At 68.9% G+C, this 19,524-nt stretch carries 20 protein-coding genes and 1 tRNA gene; 14 read left to right on the plus strand and 7 right to left on the minus strand.

All coding sequences use genetic code 11. From position 1 onward, the window contains the following. Nucleotides 1–2: 2 nt before the first annotated feature. Together ACIPY5_RS03525 and ACIPY5_RS03530 are read right to left on the minus strand one after the other, a co-directional pair. Nucleotides 3–647, minus strand: a complete 645-nt coding sequence (locus ACIPY5_RS03525) for a 3-oxoacid CoA-transferase subunit B (protein WP_400966749.1) — start codon at nucleotides 645–647, stop codon at nucleotides 3–5. Between the two features lies 1 nt (nucleotide 648). Then, nucleotides 649–1,458, minus strand: coding sequence for a CoA transferase subunit A (locus ACIPY5_RS03530; RefSeq protein WP_309338725.1), 810 nt, complete (start codon nucleotides 1,456–1,458; stop codon nucleotides 649–651). Between the two features lie 104 nt (nucleotides 1,459–1,562). Between ACIPY5_RS03530 and ACIPY5_RS03535 the strand changes: the two genes are divergently transcribed. The 4 genes from ACIPY5_RS03535 (at nucleotide 1,563) to ACIPY5_RS03550 (ending at nucleotide 4,439) form a co-directional block, all read left to right on the plus strand. Further along, nucleotides 1,563–2,360: an IclR family transcriptional regulator gene (locus tag ACIPY5_RS03535; RefSeq protein ID WP_400966753.1), complete on the plus strand. Its 798-nt coding sequence runs from the start codon at nucleotides 1,563–1,565 to the stop codon at nucleotides 2,358–2,360. 44 nt (nucleotides 2,361–2,404) lie between these two features. Beyond that, on the plus strand, nucleotides 2,405–2,836 hold the full coding sequence (locus tag ACIPY5_RS03540; RefSeq protein WP_045273748.1) for a MarR family winged helix-turn-helix transcriptional regulator: 432 nt from the start codon (nucleotides 2,405–2,407) through the stop codon (nucleotides 2,834–2,836). Continuing rightward, complete coding sequence (locus ACIPY5_RS03545) at nucleotides 2,833–4,062, plus strand: MFS transporter (protein ID WP_400966756.1); 1,230 nt, start codon at nucleotides 2,833–2,835, stop codon at nucleotides 4,060–4,062. Before ACIPY5_RS03540 ends, ACIPY5_RS03545 begins: the two co-directional genes overlap by 4 nt. A gap of 101 nt (nucleotides 4,063–4,163) precedes the next feature. After that, nucleotides 4,164–4,439: a hypothetical protein gene (locus ACIPY5_RS03550; RefSeq protein ID WP_309338739.1), complete on the plus strand. Its 276-nt coding sequence runs from the start codon at nucleotides 4,164–4,166 to the stop codon at nucleotides 4,437–4,439. Between the two features lie 16 nt (nucleotides 4,440–4,455). Here the strand turns inward: ACIPY5_RS03550 and ACIPY5_RS03555 are convergent, their stop codons facing one another. Both ACIPY5_RS03555 and ACIPY5_RS03560 read right to left on the minus strand, forming a co-directional pair. Continuing rightward, nucleotides 4,456–4,851 carry a DUF6855 family protein gene (locus ACIPY5_RS03555; protein ID WP_400966760.1) on the minus strand — a complete coding sequence of 132 codons (396 nt, stop codon included), beginning with the start codon at nucleotides 4,849–4,851 and terminating at the stop codon, nucleotides 4,456–4,458. A gap of 371 nt (nucleotides 4,852–5,222) precedes the next feature. Further along, nucleotides 5,223–5,295 (minus strand) — tRNA-Lys (locus ACIPY5_RS03560). Nucleotides 5,296–5,459: 164 nt separating this feature from the next. Here ACIPY5_RS03560 and ACIPY5_RS03565 point away from each other — a divergent pair. The 8 genes from ACIPY5_RS03565 (at nucleotide 5,460) to ACIPY5_RS03600 (ending at nucleotide 14,393) form a co-directional block, all read left to right on the plus strand. Further along, on the plus strand, nucleotides 5,460–6,308 hold the full coding sequence (locus ACIPY5_RS03565) for an inositol monophosphatase family protein (RefSeq protein ID WP_400966763.1): 849 nt from the start codon (nucleotides 5,460–5,462) through the stop codon (nucleotides 6,306–6,308). Further along, entirely contained in the window at nucleotides 6,308–6,889 is a 582-nt protein-coding gene (locus ACIPY5_RS03570) for a hypothetical protein (protein WP_400966766.1), read from the plus strand. The genes ACIPY5_RS03565 and ACIPY5_RS03570 overlap by 1 nt, the downstream gene beginning before the upstream one ends. 20 nt (nucleotides 6,890–6,909) lie before the next feature. After that, entirely contained in the window at nucleotides 6,910–7,722 is an 813-nt protein-coding gene (locus ACIPY5_RS03575; RefSeq protein WP_400966769.1) for a hypothetical protein, read from the plus strand. Between the two features lie 70 nt (nucleotides 7,723–7,792). Continuing rightward, nucleotides 7,793–10,951, plus strand: coding sequence for a tetratricopeptide repeat protein (locus ACIPY5_RS03580; protein ID WP_400966771.1), 3,159 nt, complete (start codon nucleotides 7,793–7,795; stop codon nucleotides 10,949–10,951). 133 nt (nucleotides 10,952–11,084) lie between these two features. Then, the gene (locus ACIPY5_RS03585; RefSeq protein ID WP_309340979.1) at nucleotides 11,085–11,396 is read left to right on the plus strand and encodes a hypothetical protein; all 312 of its coding nucleotides are present in this window, start codon (nucleotides 11,085–11,087) and stop codon (nucleotides 11,394–11,396) included. A gap of 255 nt (nucleotides 11,397–11,651) precedes the next feature. Continuing rightward, nucleotides 11,652–12,374, plus strand: coding sequence for a Type 1 glutamine amidotransferase-like domain-containing protein (locus tag ACIPY5_RS03590; RefSeq protein ID WP_400966774.1), 723 nt, complete (start codon nucleotides 11,652–11,654; stop codon nucleotides 12,372–12,374). A gap of 162 nt (nucleotides 12,375–12,536) precedes the next feature. Continuing rightward, nucleotides 12,537–12,761, plus strand: a complete 225-nt coding sequence (locus tag ACIPY5_RS03595; protein ID WP_400966777.1) for a 4-oxalocrotonate tautomerase family protein — start codon at nucleotides 12,537–12,539, stop codon at nucleotides 12,759–12,761. A 42-nt stretch (nucleotides 12,762–12,803) separates the two neighbouring features. Beyond that, a complete protein-coding gene (locus ACIPY5_RS03600; protein WP_400966780.1) occupies nucleotides 12,804–14,393 on the plus strand; it encodes a LuxR C-terminal-related transcriptional regulator in 1,590 nt (529 codons plus the stop codon). 122 nt (nucleotides 14,394–14,515) lie between these two features. Here ACIPY5_RS03600 and ACIPY5_RS03605 read toward each other — a convergent pair whose 3' ends face one another. The 3 genes from ACIPY5_RS03605 to ACIPY5_RS03615 all read right to left on the minus strand — a co-directional run bounded on the left by ACIPY5_RS03605 (nucleotide 14,516) and on the right by ACIPY5_RS03615 (nucleotide 18,205). Further along, nucleotides 14,516–15,349, minus strand: a complete 834-nt coding sequence (locus ACIPY5_RS03605) for a CPBP family intramembrane glutamic endopeptidase (protein ID WP_400966783.1) — start codon at nucleotides 15,347–15,349, stop codon at nucleotides 14,516–14,518. 358 nt (nucleotides 15,350–15,707) lie between these two features. After that, on the minus strand, nucleotides 15,708–16,517 hold the full coding sequence (locus ACIPY5_RS03610) for a MerR family transcriptional regulator (RefSeq protein WP_400966786.1): 810 nt from the start codon (nucleotides 16,515–16,517) through the stop codon (nucleotides 15,708–15,710). A gap of 179 nt (nucleotides 16,518–16,696) precedes the next feature. After that, nucleotides 16,697–18,205 (minus strand): hypothetical protein, encoded by a 1,509-nt coding sequence (locus tag ACIPY5_RS03615; RefSeq protein ID WP_400966789.1) that lies wholly within the window; start codon nucleotides 18,203–18,205, stop codon nucleotides 16,697–16,699. 247 nt (nucleotides 18,206–18,452) lie between these two features. Here ACIPY5_RS03615 and ACIPY5_RS03620 point away from each other — a divergent pair, with 247 nt between their 5' ends. Together ACIPY5_RS03620 and ACIPY5_RS03625 are read left to right on the plus strand one after the other, a co-directional pair. Beyond that, nucleotides 18,453–18,725: a hypothetical protein gene (locus tag ACIPY5_RS03620; protein WP_400966792.1), complete on the plus strand. Its 273-nt coding sequence runs from the start codon at nucleotides 18,453–18,455 to the stop codon at nucleotides 18,723–18,725. A gap of 486 nt (nucleotides 18,726–19,211) precedes the next feature. After that, nucleotides 19,212–19,445, plus strand: coding sequence for a hypothetical protein (locus ACIPY5_RS03625; RefSeq protein ID WP_400966794.1), 234 nt, complete (start codon nucleotides 19,212–19,214; stop codon nucleotides 19,443–19,445). Nucleotides 19,446–19,524 lie beyond the last annotated feature (79 nt).

Here is a 19,524-nt window from a genome sequence, read left to right on the forward strand (position 1 = left end):
GATCACTCCAGTCCTTCCGCGACCAGCAGCGTCGGCTGCGTCGCATCCTGCACATCCTGCACGCTCACCCCTGGTGCGAGCTCGACGAGCCGCAGGCCTTCGGGGGTGACGTCGATCACGGCGAGATCCGTGATGATCCGATGCACGACCGCGCGGCCCGTGAGCGGCAGGGAGCACTCGTCGACGATCTTCGCGGAGCCGTCGCGGGCGACATGCTCCATGAGCACGATCACGCGTCCGGCCCCGTGCACGAGGTCCATCGCGCCTCCAGGGCCCTTGACCATCTTCCCCGGGATCATCCAGTTCGCGAGGTCCCCGGTGGCGCTCACCTGCATCGCACCGAGGATCGCCGCGTCGATCTTGCCGCCGCGGATCATGCCGAAGCTGAGCCCGGAGTCGAAGAACGCGGCACCGGGCAGCGTGGTCACGGTCTCCTTGCCGGCGTTGATCAGGTCGGGGTCGACCGCGTCCTCCGCCGGATACGGACCCACGCCGAGTATGCCGTTCTCGGACTGCAGCACGAGGGTCACGCCCTCCGGCACGTAGTTGGGCACGAGCGTGGGCAGCCCGATGCCGAGGTTCACGTAAGAGCCGTCGGACAGCTCGCGGGCGGCGCGCGCCGCCATCTCCTCGCGTGTCAGGGCCATGTCAGGCCTCCCCGTTCCCGGAACCGGATCCGGTCCCTGAGCTCGTCGCAGGGCGCACGGTGCGCCGCTCGATGCGCTTCTCGATGTCGGATCCGACCTCGACCACGCGATGCACGTACACACCGGGCAGGTGCACCTGGTCCGGGTCCAGTTCGCCCGGTTCGACGAGCCGCTCGACCTGCGCGATGCAGATGCGCCCCGCCATCGCGGCGAGCGGGTTGAAGTTGCGCGCGGCCTTGTTGAAGATCAGGTTCCCGTGCCGGTCGCCGAGGGCGGCGTGCACGAGTGCGAAATCGGTGGTGATCGCCTCCTCGAGCACGAATTCACGAGGCTGCCCGTGCAGCGCGAAGGTCCGCACGTCCTTGGCGGGCGAGGCGACCGCGACGGAACCGTCGGCGGCGTAGCGCCGCGGCAGGCCGCCCTCGGCGACCTGGGTGCCGACGCCGGTCTGGGTGTAGAAGGCGGCGATCCCGGATCCGCCGGCCCGCAGCTTCTCGGCGAGCGTGCCCTGCGGCGTCAGTTCGAGCTCCAGCTCACCGGAGAGGAACTGACGCTCGAACTCCTTGTTCTCCCCCACATATGACGAGGTCATCTTGCGGATCCGCTGCGCGCCGAGCAGGAGCCCGAGTCCCCAGTCGTCGACGCCGCAGTTGTTGCTGACCACGCTGAGTCCCGACGTGCCCTGCGCGAGCAGCGCCGCGATCAGCGCGCTCGGGTTGCCGGAGAGCCCGAAGCCGCCGACCGCGAGCGAGGCGCCGTCCGGGATGTCGGCCACCGCGTCCGCCGCGGAAGCCCATTGCTTGTCGATCACTCGCCACTCCTTCGTGTGGGATACGTCTCCACTCTGCGCCCGGCGGACAGGGGGTTCAAGCCCGTGCTTGCGATGTGGGCGGTGCCGTCGGTAGCGTCCACATCATGGAACAGGCGTCCCCGGCGAAGCGCTCCGTGCCCGGAGCCCAGGCGATCGCGCGCGCGGCCGAACTGCTCCGCCTCGTCACCGCCTCCCCCGACGGGGCGGCACTGCAGCGCCTGGCCGCGACCTCGGGGCTCAGTCGTTCGACCGTGCACCGGCTGCTGTCGGCCCTGCGTGCGGAGGGCCTCGTCGACCAGGATCCGCAGACCGCCCTGTGGATGCCCGGTCCGGAGCTCTACCTCATGGGAACAGTGGCCGCGGCGCGCTACGACATCACCGAGCTCGCGCGCGACATCGTGCGGTCGCTGGCGGTGAAGACCGAGGAGAGCGCGTTCCTCTCGGTGCGCAGGGCGGATGAGACCGTCTGCCTGCTGCGCGAGGAGGGCGCCTTCCCGATCCGCTCCTTCGTGCTCAGCGAGGGCGTGCGCTTCCCGCTCGGCGTCGCGAGCGCCGGACTCGCGATCCTGTCGTTCCTGTCTGACCACGATGTGGATGCATACCTCGCTCGCCACCCCGAGCTCGGCGAACGCTGGGGGCGCACGCACGCCCAGACTCCGCTGCGCCGACGCCTGGCGGAGACGAAGGCACGGGGGTACGCCGTGAACCCGGGCCTGATCGTCGAGGGCAGCTGGGGCATGGGCGCGGCGGTGTTCGATCGCGACGGCCGCCCGGAGTGGGCACTGAGCCTCACCGGCGTGGAGTTCCGCTTCGGCCCCGATCGCCTGCCCATGCTCGGGCGCACCCTACTCGCGCACGCCCACCAGCTCTCCGCAAGGATCGCCGGCCGCGCCTCGCGCTGAATCACATCTTGCCGATTACATACCAACAGTTATATACTTCTGGTATGAATCACGGAGAGATCCTGCAGTCGATTGTCTTCTCGACGCACGCGCTCACCCGGATCGCCGCGCAGGAGGCCGGGAACGATGCTCCTGCGGCGCAGTGGCGGGCACTGAGCCTGCTCGACGGCGACAACGGGCAGCGCGTGGGCGAGCTGGCGCGAGCCAGCCGCACGACTCAGCCGGGGATGACCCGGATGCTCGGCCAGCTCGAGCACGAAGGACTCGTGCTGCGCTCCCCCGACCCCGAGGACTCCCGCGCCACGGTCGTCACGATCACGGCCGAGGGGCGCACCGCCCTGCACGCCTGGCGCGACGAGATCCAGCGCATCCTCGCTCCGCGATTCAGCGACCTCGACGATGCGGACTGGGAGCACCTCTCCCGCGCCGCCGAGATCCTGCACACCCATTCGCTTCTGGAAAGGACAGCACGTTGAGCACCACCGGTTCCTCGGTATCGATCTGGAAACAGCCCGCACAGGTCTGGGCGGTCGCCTTCGCCTGTGTCGTGGCGTTCATGGGCATCGGGCTGGTCGACCCGATCCTCCCCGCGATCGCCGAGTCGCTCAAGGCGACGCCGGTGCAGACCGAGCTGCTGTTCACCAGCTACCTGCTCGTCACCGGTGTGGCGATGCTCTTCACGAGCTGGATCTCCAGCCGGATCGGCGCCAAGGCCACCCTCCTGATCGGCCTCGCGCTCATCGTCGTCTTCGCGCTTCTGTGCGCCCTGAGCGGCAGCGTCGACATGATCATCGGCTTCCGCGCCGGCTGGGGGCTCGGCAACGCGCTGTTCATCTCGACCGCGCTCGCGACCATCGTCGGAGCGGCGAGCGGCGGATCCAGTGCCGCCATCATCCTCTACGAGGCCGCGCTCGGCCTCGGCATCGCGATCGGCCCGCTGCTGGGAGGGCTCCTCGGCGAGGTCGCCTGGCAGGGTCCGTTCTTCGGCGTCGTCGTGCTCATGGCGATCGGCTTCATCGCGGTACTGACCCTGCTCCGCGGACCGTTCGAGAAGCGCCAGCCCGTGCCGTTCTCTGCACCGTTCAAGGCGCTCGGACGACCCGCCCTCGGCGTGCTGGCGGTCGCCGCGCTGTTCTACAACATCGGCTTCTTCGTGCTGCTGGCGTTCTCCCCGTTCCCGCTCGGCTTCAGCGCGATCGGCATCGGGCTGACCTTCTTCGGATGGGGCATCGCGCTCGCCGTCACGAGCGTCTGGGTCGCGCCGATCCTGCTGCGCCGGATGCCGATCACGCGGATCATCCTGTTCGTGCTGCCGTTGCTGGCGATCGATCTGATCGTGGCGGGGATCCTGGTGGCCATCCCGATGGCGCTCGTGATCTGCATCATCGTCGGCGGACTGCTTCTCGGCATCATGAACACGGTGCTCACCGAGGCGGTCATGGAGGCCACGGATCTGCCCCGCTCCGTCGCTTCGTCGGCCTACTCCGCGGTGCGCTTCATCGGTGGTGCCGTGGCTCCTCCCCTTGCAGCGCTCCTGTCGCACCTCTGGGGCGACACCGTCCCCTACCTCTTCGCGGGGGTCTCGGTGCTCATCGCCGCGCTCGTGGTGCTCCTCGGTCGCCGCGCGCTCGCGCACATCGACCGCGGCTCGCACGACGCCGCGGAGGATGCGGAGGCGATCCTCATCGGCGACGCCGCCTGAGGGTCTGCACCCGACCCGAACGGGTGCCGCGAAACGGCCCGCCCCGCACAACGGTGCGCGGGGCGGGCTTCGTCGTCGGCGGCGGGCTCTACGCTGGAGACATGCTGATCGGTCTCATGCGCCCCGTCGAGTCCAAGACCCACACCGTGCAGGCCGAGGAGCTGGACGAGATCCAGGATCTGCTCTCCGCCGAGACCCCCGAGGGGTGGCAGCTCGCGTCCGCGCCGGTCGCGATGGCCAAGAAGGACACGATCCTCACCGCGGAGGGCACGATCGTGCGCCGCGACGGCCTGCAGGAGATCGAAGCCGACGACATGGCCGCGCTCGAGGCGAAGGTCCCCGACGGATATCAGCTGCTGTCCGTCCGGGTCGTCTGAGCTCGAAGAGCTCCGCTCAGAGCGCGCGCACGCGGTTGTTCCGCGCGTTGTGCTCCAGTTCCACCAGCCCGAGCCGCTCGAGCAACGGAGGCAGATACATGCCGAAGCGCCCGCGGTAGCCCTTGCGCAGGCCATACCAGCCGCCGACGGGGTTGTCCTCCGCGCGGCCGAACGCCTCCACGGTCCCCTCGGCCGCCGGCTTCTGCTCGTCCGCCGCTCCCAGCGCGGCCCAGTCGCCCTGCGCGACCAGCCAGGCGTGCAGATCCTCGATCGCCCTCGCCTGGTAGCGCAGGGTGGTCGACCCCACCTGGCAGACGAGCTCGTCGCCGTCGCGGTGCATCGTGTACTCGCTCGAACCCGGCGCCGTGCGCAGCAGCCAGGGGCTCTCCGCCGTCCCATCCCCATCGGTCATGGCGCGAGTCTACTGAGCGCCGCTGCCGACGGCGAGACCCCGTCGGACCGCTCCGTGACAGCGATCCTGCCATCGGGAAACGGTGCGGCCGGGGGGACAATCCGGCCGCACCCGCCATTCCCCTATGGCGACAGGACTAGCGGAAAGCGCGTCGAGCATCTGGGGATTCTCGAGGGGCTCTAGCCATGCACATGGTGAGACGCCGCGAAGCCCGATCGATGACGCGACTCTCTCGAGTTCTCTTCCACCGATTTCGGCACGTCAGCTGCAGGCGAATGTCTGGTCTAGGGGTCGACGGGGCAGACGATGCGCGCTCGTCCCGGAACGCAGAGAAGCCCCGATAGATGGCGAGATCTATCGGGGCTTGTCCGTGCACCCCCTGGGACTCGAACCCAGAACCCACTGATTAAGAGTCAGTTGCTCTGCCGATTGAGCTAGAGGTGCGTGGCGGGCCGGTTCCCCGGCCGAGGAATCACATTACCAGCGGATCCGATGGAAGCGAAATCGGCGCCGGGTCCGCGTGCATCCCTGGCGTGTCGGCCGCCCGCAGTGCGCTTTGGGCCGCGTTCGCCCGGAGTTCGGCGGCCTTCGCCGCATATCCTTGAGGCGTGACTGAGACCCGCGCCGAAGCAGACTTCCAGAGCGACCTCGACCTCGCTCTCCGCCTTGCCGATGCCGCCGATGCGCAGTCGCTGCCGCGCTTCGACGCGGCCGACCTGAACGTGTCGCTCAAGGCCGACCACTCGCACGTCACCGATGCGGACCTGGCGACCGAACGCGCGCTCCGCGAGATCCTGCAGGCCGAGCGCCCGCAGGACGGGATCCTCGGCGAGGAGTTCGGGACCTCGGGCGATGCGCACCGGCAGTGGGTCATCGACCCGATCGACGGCACCGCGAACTTCCTGCGCGGGGTGCCGATGTGGGGCACCATGATCAGCCTCGCCGTCGACGGCGTCGCCAAGGTCGGCGTCGTCAGCATGCCGGCGCTCGGGCGGCGCTGGTGGGCCGCCCCCGGCCTCGGCGCCTGGGCATCCACCGACTCCGAGCCGCGCGCGATCCGGGTGTCCGATGTGGCTAGCCTGGACGACGCGAGCGTGAGCTTCCAGAGCATCGCGCAGTGGGACGAGGCGGGCCACCTCGACGCGCTCGTCGCCCTGAGCCGTCGCGTCTGGCGCGATCGCGCCTACGGCGACGTGTTCTCGTACATGATGCTCGCCGAGGGGCGTCTCGAGATGGTCGCGGAATTCGACGTCAAGGAGTACGACATCGCCGCAGCGTTCGCGATCGTCGCCGAGGCGGGCGGCACGGCGACCGCGTTCGACGGCACCGCCACGCTCGCGGGACGCTCGGCGCTCGCCACGAACGGCGTGCTGCACTCCGCATTCCTGGAGCAGTTGCACACGCCGACGGCCGCGCTGCCCGATCCCGCACGACAGCAGACGCCGGCCGCGCCCTGATGCGCCTCGTCGCACGTGTGATCCTGCCGCTGGGGCTCGCGGTCGGCGTGCTCACCGCGGCAACGGCGTGCGCCGGGGGCACCCCCTCCCCCGCCCCCAGCGTGAAACCCACGTCCGACGCGAAGAGCAACGCCCCGACGCCGACGGCCCCGCCCACGTCCGACGTCACCGTGACCGCGCCGGCCTCGATGAGCTGCGAGACGCTGATCCCCTCCGACACGGTCGCCGCGCTGCACAAGCAGGGCTGGGCCGCGATGAAGCGCGACTTCGCCTTCGGGCCCGACCCCGTGCCGGGCGGCATCGAGTGTCTGTGGTCGGATCCGGCCATCGCCTCCGATCACGGCCTGCTCTACGGCTGGGCGCCGATCGCGGGCGCCGACGCGAAGGCCCGCCAGGAGCAGCTCGTGGCCTCGGGATGGATCCGCGAGGACAGCGACCGCGGCGTCTACATCACGGCGGATCCGCGCGCCTCGCTCAGCCAGGACGCAGACGGCTACGGCATGACCTACCTGTTCGGCCCCGGCTGGGTGACCGTGTCCGACACGAAGCAGGGCCTGGTCCTGATCGACCCTCGGCGCTGATCGAGGTGCCGGTGCGGACGATGTCCCTCACCCTTCCGGCCTCGGCCGAGCGGGACAACGAGGATGCGATCGCGCGGGCCGACGGGATCGGCGTCGTCGTCGACGGCGCCGGGATCCCGGCCGAGCTGCGCCGCGGCTGCACCCACACCGTGGCGTGGTACTCGCACGCCCTCGCCGATGCATTCTGCGCGCGGCTGGAGGATCGCGGCACCCCGATGCGCGACGCCCTGGCCGGAGCGATCGCCGAGGTCACCGCGCGGCATGCAGGGACGTGCACGTTCGAGGGCGGGTCGCCGAGTGCGACGGTCGCCGCCTGGCGCGTGGACGGCGCCGAGGTCGAACACCTCGTGCTCTGCGATGCCTCGATCGTGCTGCGAGACGTGTCGGGCCGCACGTGGGAGATCACCGACGACCGCATCGAGCACTCGGTGGAGCGGCGCACCCGGGAGCTGCTGTCCGCCCGAACGGGCAGGACGGAGGCGAGTCCTGACGAGCTGGCAGCGCTCCGCTGGCGGGCGCTCGAGGAATGCCGCAACGCTCCTGACGGGTTCTGGTGCGCGCAGACGGATCCGGAGGTCGCCGCAGAGGCCCTGGTCGGGCGTCAGACGATCGTCGGCACGTCGGCCGTGATCGCCGCCTCCGATGGCGGCACGCGCGGGTTCCAGCTCGTCGACGCCCACGATCTTCGAGCCTTCGCGCGCCGCGCGGAGTGCGGAGGGCTGGCCGCATTGGCCGCGGAGATCCGCTCCGGGGAGGAGCATCTCCGCGACCGTTCCGACTTCGACGGCAAGATCCACGACGACCTCACGATCGTGGTCGGATCCTTCGGCTGACGCACTCCCAGCGTCCGCACGGCTGGACGAGTTGCCCGGCACCTCGCGGCCTTCTACTGTCGAGAGCGTGATGGCAGATGCGCTCCAGTCCGCGTGGTCCGACGTCTCGAGCCAGGATCCGGTGCGCATCGCTCGGGCTCTCGACGCCTTCCGCGGCCTGCTCCCCGAAGCGCTGATGACCGAGGGCGAAGGCGGCGACGCCCACCGCAGCGCGTTGCGCGGACTCGCCTACGGTCTGGACGAGCTCGGCCATGCGGACGAGGCCAGGGAGCTGTACCGCACGCTCGCCGAGGTCTGCGAGAGCGCGCTCTCCGATCAGGGGCACCTGGACGAGCACCGCGAGCAGCTGCTCGACGACCGCCTCTACGCCCGCGCCGCCGAGCAGATGGTCGGACAGGGTGCTGCGACTTCCGCCGTCGTCGCCGCGCTGGACGCGTTGATCGCGGAAGGAGAGCAGACGCTCGGAGGCGCCCACGGCCGCGTGCTCTGGCTGCTGGACCGGCGGGCTCAGCTGCTCTCCCGGATGAATCCCGCCGAGGGACTGCACGCCTACGACCTGCTCATCGCGCGCGCCGCGGCGGCGGACGAACGCGGCGAGAACCACCTGACAGCGCTCGCGGCGAAGGCGACGGAGCTGTCGAGGATCGACGAGGACGAGCAGTCCGCGCTGCTCTGGGGGCAGGTCCTGGACGGCCGCCGCGCGCTCCTCGGCTTCGATGCTCCCTCGACGCTGGACGCCTGGTGGTGGCGCGCCAGGACCCGGTACTGGTCAGGCGACGCCGCCGGAGCCGACGCCGATCTCGCACTTCTGATCCCGGCGCTGCAACGGCAACGCGGGGAGGACGACGCGCTCACCCTGGACGCCATGAAGTTCCGCACCACGACGCTGCGCGTGCTCGCCCGCGACGGCGCGTCCACGGAGGATCCGCTGCCGCTGGTGCGTCGGATCGCCGTGCTCGAGACCGCGCGCTTCGGCCCCGGTGCCGACCAGGTGCTCGCGTCGCGGATGATGGCGGTCGAGGTGCAGCTCGACCGGGAGGATCGCGAGGGTGTCTGGCCGGGCCTCATCGCCGAGGCTCGTGGCATCGTGGACGACACCGCGGATCACGCACCGCGCGCCGTGCTCGCGCTGCGCTCCCGCGACCTGCTGGCCCGCGTGCTGCGGGACGCCCGTGCAGAGATTCCCTCCCCCGAGCTCAGCGAATCGGGTCTCGCCGCTGCCGCCGCGCGGTGCGCACACCTCGACCGCGCATGCGAGGGACTGCCCTCCGTCGATCCGGCGACGGCAGAGGGACCGACACCGGATCCGGATCCGTCCCTGGCATCGCCCGAGCACCTCGCGAACGAGATCGCACATGCCTGGACGGACCTGTCCCGCTGGCATGCGCCGCACTCCTCCGAAGCCCTGGATGCGCTGCGCGCGGGCGCCGACCGTCTCCGCGACTTCGGTCCCCCCGGACGCCGGAGCGAGATCGACGTGCGGGACGACCTCGGCTCGTCCCTGCGCGATGCCGGCCGCGGATCCGAGGCTCTCGCGGAGTTCGAGCGATCGCTCGCGCTGGAACTCGGGCTGGCCGCAGAGGCGTCCACCCCCGAGGATCGCCGCACGGCGGCGACCAGGCTCGCACAGTCCCGCTACGCGCTCGGCGCCACCCTGCGCGGCATCGGGCGCAACGCCGAGGGCGAGGCGGTGCTGGCCGACGCGATCGAGATCGCCCAGCACGACGGCGCCTCACCGCGGATCATCTCCGAGCTCCGCGACGCCCGCGCGCTCGCCCTGCAGGACCTGGGGCGCAGCGACGAGGCCGTGGCAGAGATGCGCGCGCTCCATGACGCGTCGGGCGACATCGGCCACGCGATCGATCTCGCCGCGGTGTATCTGCGCAGCGACCGCGCGGCGGAAGCCGAGGCACTGCTGCGGCCCGTGCTCGCGCGGCTCGAGGCCGAGGGCTCCGCCGAGACCGCCCAGGGATCCCGCGTGATCGGGAACCTTGCCCTGGCCGCATGCCAACTCGGGCGGGATGCCGAAGCAGCCGCCACCTACGACCGGCTCTACGAGCTGCAGTCCCGCATCCTCGGTCCCGAGCACCGCGACAGCCTGATCACGCTGCACAACCGCGCGCAGGAGGAGCGGCATCTCGGCCGCTACGCGGAGGCGGCCCGACGCTTCGAGTCCGTGCTCGCGCGGCGCACGGCCGCGCTCGGCGCCGACGACCCGCACACCCTCAGCACGCTTTCGGCCCTCGCCGGTACGGTCGCGGACGCCGGCGATCTGCCCCGCGCCAGAGAGCTGACGGAGCGGGTCGTCGCCGAGACACGAGCCGTTCTCGGCGACACGGACCCGCAAACGCTGCACCGGATCCGCGACCTGGACGGCATCCTCGCGCGTCTCGGCGACGCGCAGCAGGACCGCGACGCGCTCGCCGATCAGGTCAGGGCCGGGTTCGCCTCGGCCGAGGGAGCATCCGATGAAGGCGCGACATCGCCCGGTCTCGCCGCGCTGCGCTATGCCGACCATCTCGTACGTCAGAACCGATACGGCGATGCCCTGGTCGAGTACAGCCGCGCGCGCGACGCGCTGAGCGACACCGCCGGCATCGACTGGCTGAGGGCCGAACGCGGCGCCGCCGAGTGCTCGAAGCGGCTCGGCGCGTACCGCGAGGCCGCCGACGCCTATGCGCGCATCGAGCCGCAGATCGAGCGGCTCCTGCCCGGCGACCACTGGGCGCTCGCCGACACGCTGAACGACCACGGTCTCGTCCTCTCGCACCTGGGCCTCGTGGACGCGATGATCCCTGTGCAGCAGCGGGCGATCCAGGTCGCCGACGGCGCCGGGTCCGACCCCGAACGCGCGGTGCAGCTGCGGATCTGGCTCGGCCGCCGTCTGGCAGAGGCCCGGCGCTTCCCGGAGGCGCTCGCCGCCTACGACGATGCCGCCGAGGTCGGCGCACGGACGATCGGCGCCGAGCACGCGATCACGCTCGACGCGACCGACGACCGGGCCGAGACGCTGATCGCGCTCGGGCGGCATCGCGAGGCGCTGAAGATCTACCACACCAACATCCCCGCCATGGAGCGCGTGCTCGGCGCAGATTCGGCCGGCGTGCGCCGCGCACGCACCAAGCAGAAGGCGTCGGCCCAGCAGGCGTCCAAGGCCCGTTCGGCGATCATCGGCGGCGCCATCGTCGCAGCCATCCTCGTGTACGTCATCTGGACGCGGATGAGCTGATCGTTCGGATCGCTCGCAGAACGCTATGAATGCGGACCCGCATCTTCCGCCCCGCCCGGGTCTGCGGGATGCTCAGCGTGTCCGCAGCCGACGACGGACACGCGAACGCAGGACCCGAAACGAGGAGCACACCATGACCAACTACCTCCTGATCTACCGCGCCGACCCCGCCGCGATGGCGGCGATGCCGGAGCCCACGCCCGAGCAGGCCGCCGAGATGATGGACGCCTGGAACGGCTGGGCCGCACGCGCCGGCGACGCCATCGTCAACTTCGGCGACCCGACGGCTCCGGTCTCCCCCGGCGCCGACCCCACGGTGGGCGGCTACTCCCTGCTGCAGGCCGGCTCCTACGACGAGATCGCCGCGCTGCTGGAAGGCCACCCGCACACCGCCATGGGCGGCACCATCGACGTCTACGAGACCCAGCCCGTGGTGGGCGGCTGAGTCCGGCCCGCACCGATCTGAGAAAGACCTCGGGGTCTCGCGCAACGGCGCGGATCGCGGGGGCTCCGTCGTCGTACCGCTACGCCGAGCGCTTCCGCGCGCGCTGCCGGAGTCCCGGCCTGCATAGGCTTTTCGGATGGCCCTCGATGCGAACGCCCCGGACACCGGCTCCGACAGCTGCCACCAGATCCTCCGCGAGTGGGGACCTGGCGATTTCACTGTGCGGCTGACGACCGTGTTAACGGGTGACGCCGCATGAGCGTTCACCTGATCGGAGGCGGCGCGACCACAAGCGCAGACGCCCCGCTCCACGCGCCCTTCGTCGCCGAAGCCACGCGGCGAGCGCGCCTCGCGGGCCGGACGCGGCCGCGCATCGCGGTGATCTCGCTTCACCCCGAGGCCGAGGAGAAGGCCGCGGCGCTCGGCGGGCTTCTGGTCGAGGCCGCGACGGACCCGGCGATCGACCTGCTCCTGACCGCAGGGCGTCCGGGCGAGCCGATCGGGCTCGACGCGATCGCCGACGTCGACGGCATCGCGGTGGGAGGCGGCGTCGTCGAGGAGGTGCGTGCCGGCCTCGAGCCGGTGTTCAGCGAGTTGCGCCGGCTGGTCGCCGACGGCGTGCCCTATCTCGGCGTCTCCGCCGGTGCGATGATCGCCGCGGAAGGCTCGTTCGGAGGCGGTTCGCGCATCGGCGGCCTGGTCGTCTCGCCCGAGTACGCCGACGAGGGCTACGAACTGGAGATCGAGGCTGGTATCGGTCTCGTCGACGTGGCCGTCGAGGTCCACGTCGCCCAGCGCGGCATGCTGTCCCGGCTGGTCGCCGCGGTCGAGTCGGGCCTCGTCGCCGGTGGTCTCGGCATCGACGAGCGCACGATCCTGATCCTCGGCGATGACGGGTTCCGCGTCGAGGGCGAGGGCAGTGCCTGGAGAGTGACGCCGACCGAAGGCGGCGCGCTGGTCTCCACGATGGGGGCCTGAGGACGCTCGTTCGCCTGACACCAGCGTCACAGGGATGGCCCTTCCGGGCCATCCTCCCCTCCTCTCCCAAGATGGCCTTTCTGGCAGATGCGGTGCTGCAGCGACGGCGGGATGGTGAGGTATCGCCTCCGAGCCCCGGAGGCCCGTTCGAGGAGGTATGTGATGCCGCTCATCAATGTCAAGGTCATCGAAGAGGTGTTCACGGCCGAGCAGAAGCAGGAGATCGTCCGCGTCTTGACCGACGCCATGGTCACGATCGAGGGCGAGAACATGCGCCCGGTCACGTGGTGCATCGTCGAGGAGGTGCGCAGCGGTGACTGGGGAATCGCGGGGAACGCGCTGACCACCGGTGACGTCAAGGCGCTGGCCGCGGGCGCCACGGTCTGATCTCTCTTGCGGCCCGCGCGGTCCGAGAGAAGGCTGGCCCTCGTGAAGGAGATCGGGCGCGATCAGGCTACGGCCCACGAATCGTTGCGGCGAGGCGCGTGGGCCGAAGCCGTCGGCGCGTACGCGTCCATTCTGGCGGTCGGTGACGACCCGATCGCCGAGGAGGGGATCGCGCAGGCGTACTGGTGGCTCGACGACGGCTTGCAGTGCCTGCGACATCGGGAGGCCGCATATCGGAGTCATCGGGATCGAGGGGATGATGTCGGCGCCGCCCGCGCCGCGACGTCCCTCGCCTGGGATGCGCTGCTGTTCGGACAGGGGCCGGCAGTGGCGCGGGGATGGATCGCGCGGGCCGGGGACCTTCTCGAGGGCAAGCCGCTCGTGGTCGAGCATGGCTGGTATGCCGTGCGGGCGGCGGAACTCGCACTGAGCGTCGATGAGGATCCGGTCTCGGCGCTGGCCTGGTCCGAGCGTGCGTGCGCGACCGCGCGGCAGGTCGCCGACGCCGATCTCGCCTTCACAGGCCAGGCCTACGCAGGCCTCTCGATGGTCATGGCCGGAGACGTCGAGTCCGGGATCCGGCTTCTCGACGGCGCCGTGGCCGCTGCGACGGCCGGCGACGTGGCCGACCCGATGTGGATGGGAAAGATCTGCTGCTGGCTCATCGTCGCCTGTCGGCAGTCGCAAGACATCGGACGCGCCGCGGAGTGGAGCGCCAGAGTCCAGGAGATCAGCAGAGAGCGGAATCTCGCGCCGCTGACCTCGGTATGCCGGATCCAGTACGCCGCGGTGCAGATGGAGCGCGGCGTCTGGGGCGATGCCGACCTGCAGCTGCGTTCCACGCTCGCCTCGCTCACCGCATCCCGGAGAGAGTCGCGCGTCGAGGCGGTCGCGCAGCTCGGAGAGTTGAGACGACGACAGGGCCGACTGGCGGAGGCCGAGTCCTTGTTGAGACAGGCCGAGTTCTTCGGCCCGGCGATCGTCAGCCGAGCAAGGCTACGCCTCGACCAGGGCGACGCACCGACAGCCTGGACCGCCCTCTCGGATCACCTGGCCGGCCTGCCCGCGACCAATCTCCTCGCTCGGGCGGCGGTCCTGCCTGCGGCCGTCGAGGCCGCCCTGGCACTGGGGAGGACCGAAGACGCACAGCTGCTCGCCGCCGAGCTCGATGCCACGGCAGATCTGGTGGGCACAGAACCGCTCCGCGCTTTCGCCGCTGCTGCGTCCGCATCGATCGTCTCAGGAACAGCAGCGCTGTCGCGCTGGCGTGACGCCGTGCACAGATTCAACGCGTGCGGACTGCGATACGAAGAGGCACGCGCTCGCAGGGCGCTCGCCGAGGAGCTGGCCGCCTTCGGCGACCAAGCCGGTGCGCGCGAACAGCAGCACGATGCGGCCTCCATCCTCGCCGACCTCGGTGTCCGCTCCGGCGCGGACTCCTCCATCCTCACGACCCGGCAGGCGGCCGTGCTGCGGCTGATCGCGGCGGGAAAGACGAACGCTGAGATCGCCCGCGAGCTGACCCTCAGCGAGCACACCGTGCACCGGCACGTCGCGAACATCCTCACCGAGCTGGGACTGACGTCCCGCGCCGCGGCCGCCGCCTACGCCACGAACGCACATCTCATCTGACGCACAACGATCCGACGAACGGGAATCGTCGTGATCCGAGCAGGGTCAGCACGATACGGCGCCGATCAGCAGGCCTTGTCGGGCGACGGTGACTCGCCACTGCTTTGTGCCGGAACGCTCCCTTACGCGAACGTGACGTCGTCACCGACTCCGTTCTTCGCCTCTGGCCGTGCGAAGCGACCCCGGATGAAGATGAGAAGGACGAGTCCAACGAGAATGACCGCGATGTTGCCCTGAGCGGCGAGGCGTGTCAGCGCGCCGTCCGCGGGATAGAGCCCCTGCAGGAAGATCGACGGGTCCGTCGTCGCGTGCAGCAGGATCGGCCATATGAGGTTCCCCGTGACACGCAGCGAGAGATACATGCAGATGCCGAACGCGAACGTGTAAACGAGCTGGATGAGGGTCGTGAAGACCGCCTGCCCGCCGAAGATGTTGCCTGCGTGGAGAGCGGCGAACAGTGCTGACGAGATTGCGGCGACGCCGATCTCGCGGTACCCCGCCTTGCGCAGGAGGTGCACGACAAAACCTCGCGTGAGGGTCTCCTCCGCGATGCCGACGAAGACGCCCGTGACGAGCCACGCCACGACGATACCGGGGCCGGCCTTGCCGTAGTCGACCGTCGCGAAGCGCAGCACGTTGAACAGCAGCACAACGGCGATACCGGCCCACATCCACCATCCGCCGCGGATCGGCTGCTGACCGAACAACTCAGGAATCCAACCGAGAGTGAGGGCGAACGCGAGCAGGATGACGCAACCGATCGCGATCGGCAGACCGACGGTGACGACCACATTCCAGGCGGGATCATGGATTCCGCCGACGAACGGCCCGATCACCGCGAGCGGGACGAGCTGGTACAAGGCGTAGTAGACGGCGACGACGAGCAGCGAACGCCACCATCCGCCGCGATTCCAGAAGCGCTTCCAGGCGTTCCCGGCGGGTGTCGCGTCGGTCATCGAGTCTCCCGAGTGTCGATCGTTGTGTGCGGGCACCGCGGAGGTGCGGCCTACGGAAGTCTAAGAGCCAAGAAAGCAACGCAGTGACAGGGGCTCCGACACCAGGCCGCGGATACTCGTCGCTGGCCTTCAGGAGAGGATCTCCGCCAACCGGTGCGCTGAGCACGCGACTCGTTTGCCTTGCTGCCCCAAGGCGCGCGGTCTGACGTTCTTGACGCTGGTCGCCTCCCAGGCGTGAGTGCTCGACTCAATGGGGAGCAGGATGATGTACGTCTCGCTGCCTGCCTCGGTCTTGGGCCAGCGCTCCCAATACTCCAGGCCAAGGTCGCCCGTGACGTCGCCGTGCTGACGCTCACCGTCACCACAACACCGTCACCGAAAGTCCGACGGCGTAGTCGTCGCAGCTCTCGCCGATGACCGCCTGACGCATTTCCACATTTCCGAGTTCAACCCCACGTTCGGCGATCGCATCGAAGAGCCCGACTGCGGCGGGGTGGAGCGTCCCCTCAGGAAGCTCCTGACCGTCGACCGGACGCCACGTCGCCACAAGCTCTGTCCGAGCAGGGAGCACGGCGGAGAAGCTCTCGGGCCCGCGCACCTCCTCGGATACCTCGAAGAGGGTCGGCCAGCAGCACACCGTCTCAACGGCTCCTCGGTCGCCAGCACGCAACAAGGTCCAAAACGACCCACAAGGACCGACGCCCGAGGCCAGGAGCCGTGCGTTCAGCGCACCAAGCACGTCGTTCACATCATCGTCCGAAACAGCATCAACATCGTCGACCGGGACAGTGATGACCTGTCCGACGAAGTGCTGCGCCGGCATCGACCGCTCCCTGATGACGATCGGCACGGCGAGGGCGTGCAATAGACCTGCAGCCTCGCGAAACGCACGATCCTCTCGTTCCCGTTGCTCGAGGACTCGGACCCGATGAGTCTCGAGCGCTTGATCGGCTTCCCCGCCCGAGATCGCAGCGGATACCGCAGGCAACGGCACACCGACATCCCGGAGAGCGCGAATCACCACACCCGCCCGCACCTGACTCTCGCCATACGGCCGGTAAGCGGAGCGGTCATCGACGTCCGCGGGGACAAGTGCGCCGATCTCGTCGTAGTGACGAAGAGCTTTCACGCTCAACCCCGTCAATCCTGCAAACTCGCCGATCTTCAAGATCAGACCAGCTTCCCCTCTCCCTTAGTAGGAGGGTCAACCAGAACGTCGGAATGTCCCTGGGACCTTCAGATAGATGCTTGCGCGAGGCATCTCTGCCCTGACAGCGCGTTTCATCTCCATGGGCGGCGTGCTCGAGGAGGGAAACGCAGGCCGTGCTACAGCCGGGTGTTCAGCGGTCAGTCAGCCTCGGCCTGAGGCCATGTCTCAATGACGTGGCCGACCGCAGCAGCCACAAGTGCCGCGACTGTCACGCCGAGGTGCGGAGCCCATTCCCGAGTCACCATTGCTAGGCCGCCGACAATACTGGTCAATCGAAGCTTGATCGTGTTGGGGCGGGTCAGAAGCTCGCGGTAGAGGACCGCCCTGTAAGGCTCTTCATCCACGTTGGCAAACGCACCGATAACTGTCGCCACGGAGAGCGCATAGTCATCGCGCCGTGAGAAGGAAAGTAGAACGTCATCCAGTGAGACTTGCCGGTTCGTCTGGATTATCTCGAGCGTTGCCCTGATCAGCGCGAACGCAGCGTCAAATCGTGCCCGAAGGTCTACCAAATCGCCCTCCAGCATGCTTCCCAACCGTTGAGCCCCCTCGCCATCAAGATCCTCTTGGAGCATCGCAGCGATACGGTCGAGGTCGTCAGTCCAAAACTCCAGCGTGGGAAAGTTGATGCTCAAACCATGTTCAAGAACATCTGGGAACGAGGAACTGCCTGCCGCGGCCGCCTCAGATCTACGCATGACATCGGCAGCGACGGCGCCATCCGGTAACTCTGGATTCGCTGTCAGCCGGCGGAGAAAGTACGCGGCGTCGATCTGGTGCGCGCGGGAACGAGATTCCGAATCCGTCTCGAACGAACCGTTCGTCACACTGACCCACCCATTGGTGATGGTGAGCAATTCTGCGAAGTCGGCGAGTGCGTTGTCCTCCGTAACCAGCACGGCGTTGATTCCCTGTTGCAGCTTCGCAGAGAGAAGTTGCAGGACGCCGATATCCCATGCCGCGGAGAGGGCGTTCTGAATTGGTTGATACTGCTTGGACTTCTTCGAGCGTCGGCCGGTCTTGAGCACGCGCATCACAGTCTTCCGACTGTCTTCGGTTCCCGCGCATGCGAGCTTCAGAGCCGAGAGCAGCACTCCGGGTACGAAATTCAGTTCGCTCGACAAGACCTCGATCACCGCGACTACATCGTCAACGGTGAGCCGAGACGCCGGTGAGTCTCCGTATCGCCGCTCCAGGGTCAACGCCGCGACGTAGCACGGTACAACTGTGAGCAGTAGTCCCGGGAGTGTACGATTCAGACTCGCACGCACATCGGACTCATAGTTGTCCGGCAGCCGCCAGCCGTCGAGGTCCCCGATCAAGGAAAGCAGATCCGCAGGTCGCGCGAGGAGTATCCCCGTTGCAATATCCCGCATCACTATCGAGGTGGGACTCAGTCCATCCGTATTGTGAAACGAAGAGCCCTCAATCCACGCGAAGTCGTCGATCACCGCAGCCTGAGGGTGCGCCGCAAGTTCCCGGCAGAGCGATGCAAGCTTCTCTGTCTTGACCGTCCGTTCGCCTGCGCGGACCAAGCCTTCCATGTGACTGATGACCATTGTGTCAATCACATACTGATCGACTGCCGCGCCCTCAATACCCAGGCCGACTAACCGATACTCGTTAGCAGACGCAGAGTCCCTCATCGGCACAGTGTCTCATGCCGTCAGCTGCCCGGGCGCAGCTCCTCTCCGAGTGGGCGACCTGACCCCCTCCAACGAGGCACAAGCATCTGTAGCCATGGGCCGCCATGGAGTGCCGCCGAGGCCGAGGCCCCCCAGGACTACGACTACCCGACGCTCCACAACGCCCTGCACCAGGCAGGCTTTCGCGAAACGATCCACCCCCCAATCGAGTAGACCCCAGGACCCTCCCGGCACGTACAGTACGAGCATGGACAACCGGTTCGACATCGAAACCCGGTGGCCGGAGCTCTTCGAGCAGCTCGACGACACCCACTGCCGCGCCGTCGTCCAAGCCCTCGCAAACTCCTGGCACGAGGGCTGGATCCCCGACCGCGACGACGTCGAGAACCTCGTCGACCCAGCGCGCGGCGCGATCGACGACGACGAGTACATGCGCCGCGCGAACGCCATCATCGAACGCCACCGCGGGACACCCGGCATCGAGTACCACCGCCGTTGGGCTCCCTACACCGAACGCTGAACACACCGCCAGCTCGACTGGCAAGTCAGACGCTCCATGCGCTCGCGAGGTGAACGACGCTCAGTGATGCGATGTCCTACGCCTCGGCAGACATTCGGCCAACGACCTGTTGGCCGATTGCGCAGGGACGCTATTCGACCGCGAATCCGACCTTGCCGCCCGCTAGACCGACCCGACTGCGCGCGCGGTCCGCACCGCTGAAGACCCTCGCTGAGCGGTGCGAGAGGGTGACCGAGGGTGCGGGAGGGGCACAGTGCAACGGCTGGCGTAGTAGCCCGCCCCCCGCTGGGGGAAGGGAAGTAGAAGCCGGGACCCCGCCCCAGTTGGACGGGACCCGGCTTTCGCGTATCTAGAGCTCAACGTGATCGACGGTCGTTGACGAGCTCGCGGCGTCGAACCAATCCGTTCGCCCGCCTGCCAAGGACTCCCCCAAGGCCCCGAGGACCTGGTCCGCGAACCACAGCAGCGGCTCGTACTCGGCTGCCCATGGTCAATGCGCAGGCCCTCGGGCAGCGCGTGCTTGCTGCGCAGGGCATCAATAGTGCGCCGGTCTCTCTGCATGAGCTGAGCGGGGCGGGCCTCCAGCGTGAGAAGTCGCACACCGTGGCCATCCAGATGCCAGGCCAGCCGCTCGAGGCAGTACGCTCGCGCCCGCTCCTGACGGCGTTGATCGACCAGCGCCGCGACGACGACCACGTGGTAGGCGTCGAAACCCCCTGATCGCATCGATAGCCGTGGCCTGGCCCTGTCTGATCACTGGCGGGTCTCCTCGGAGCCGCGTGTCCGGGCTTCTCGAGAC

The organism is Microbacterium sp. NPDC089698 (assembly GCF_044749045.1).
Lineage (GTDB): Bacteria > Actinomycetota > Actinomycetes > Actinomycetales > Microbacteriaceae > Microbacterium.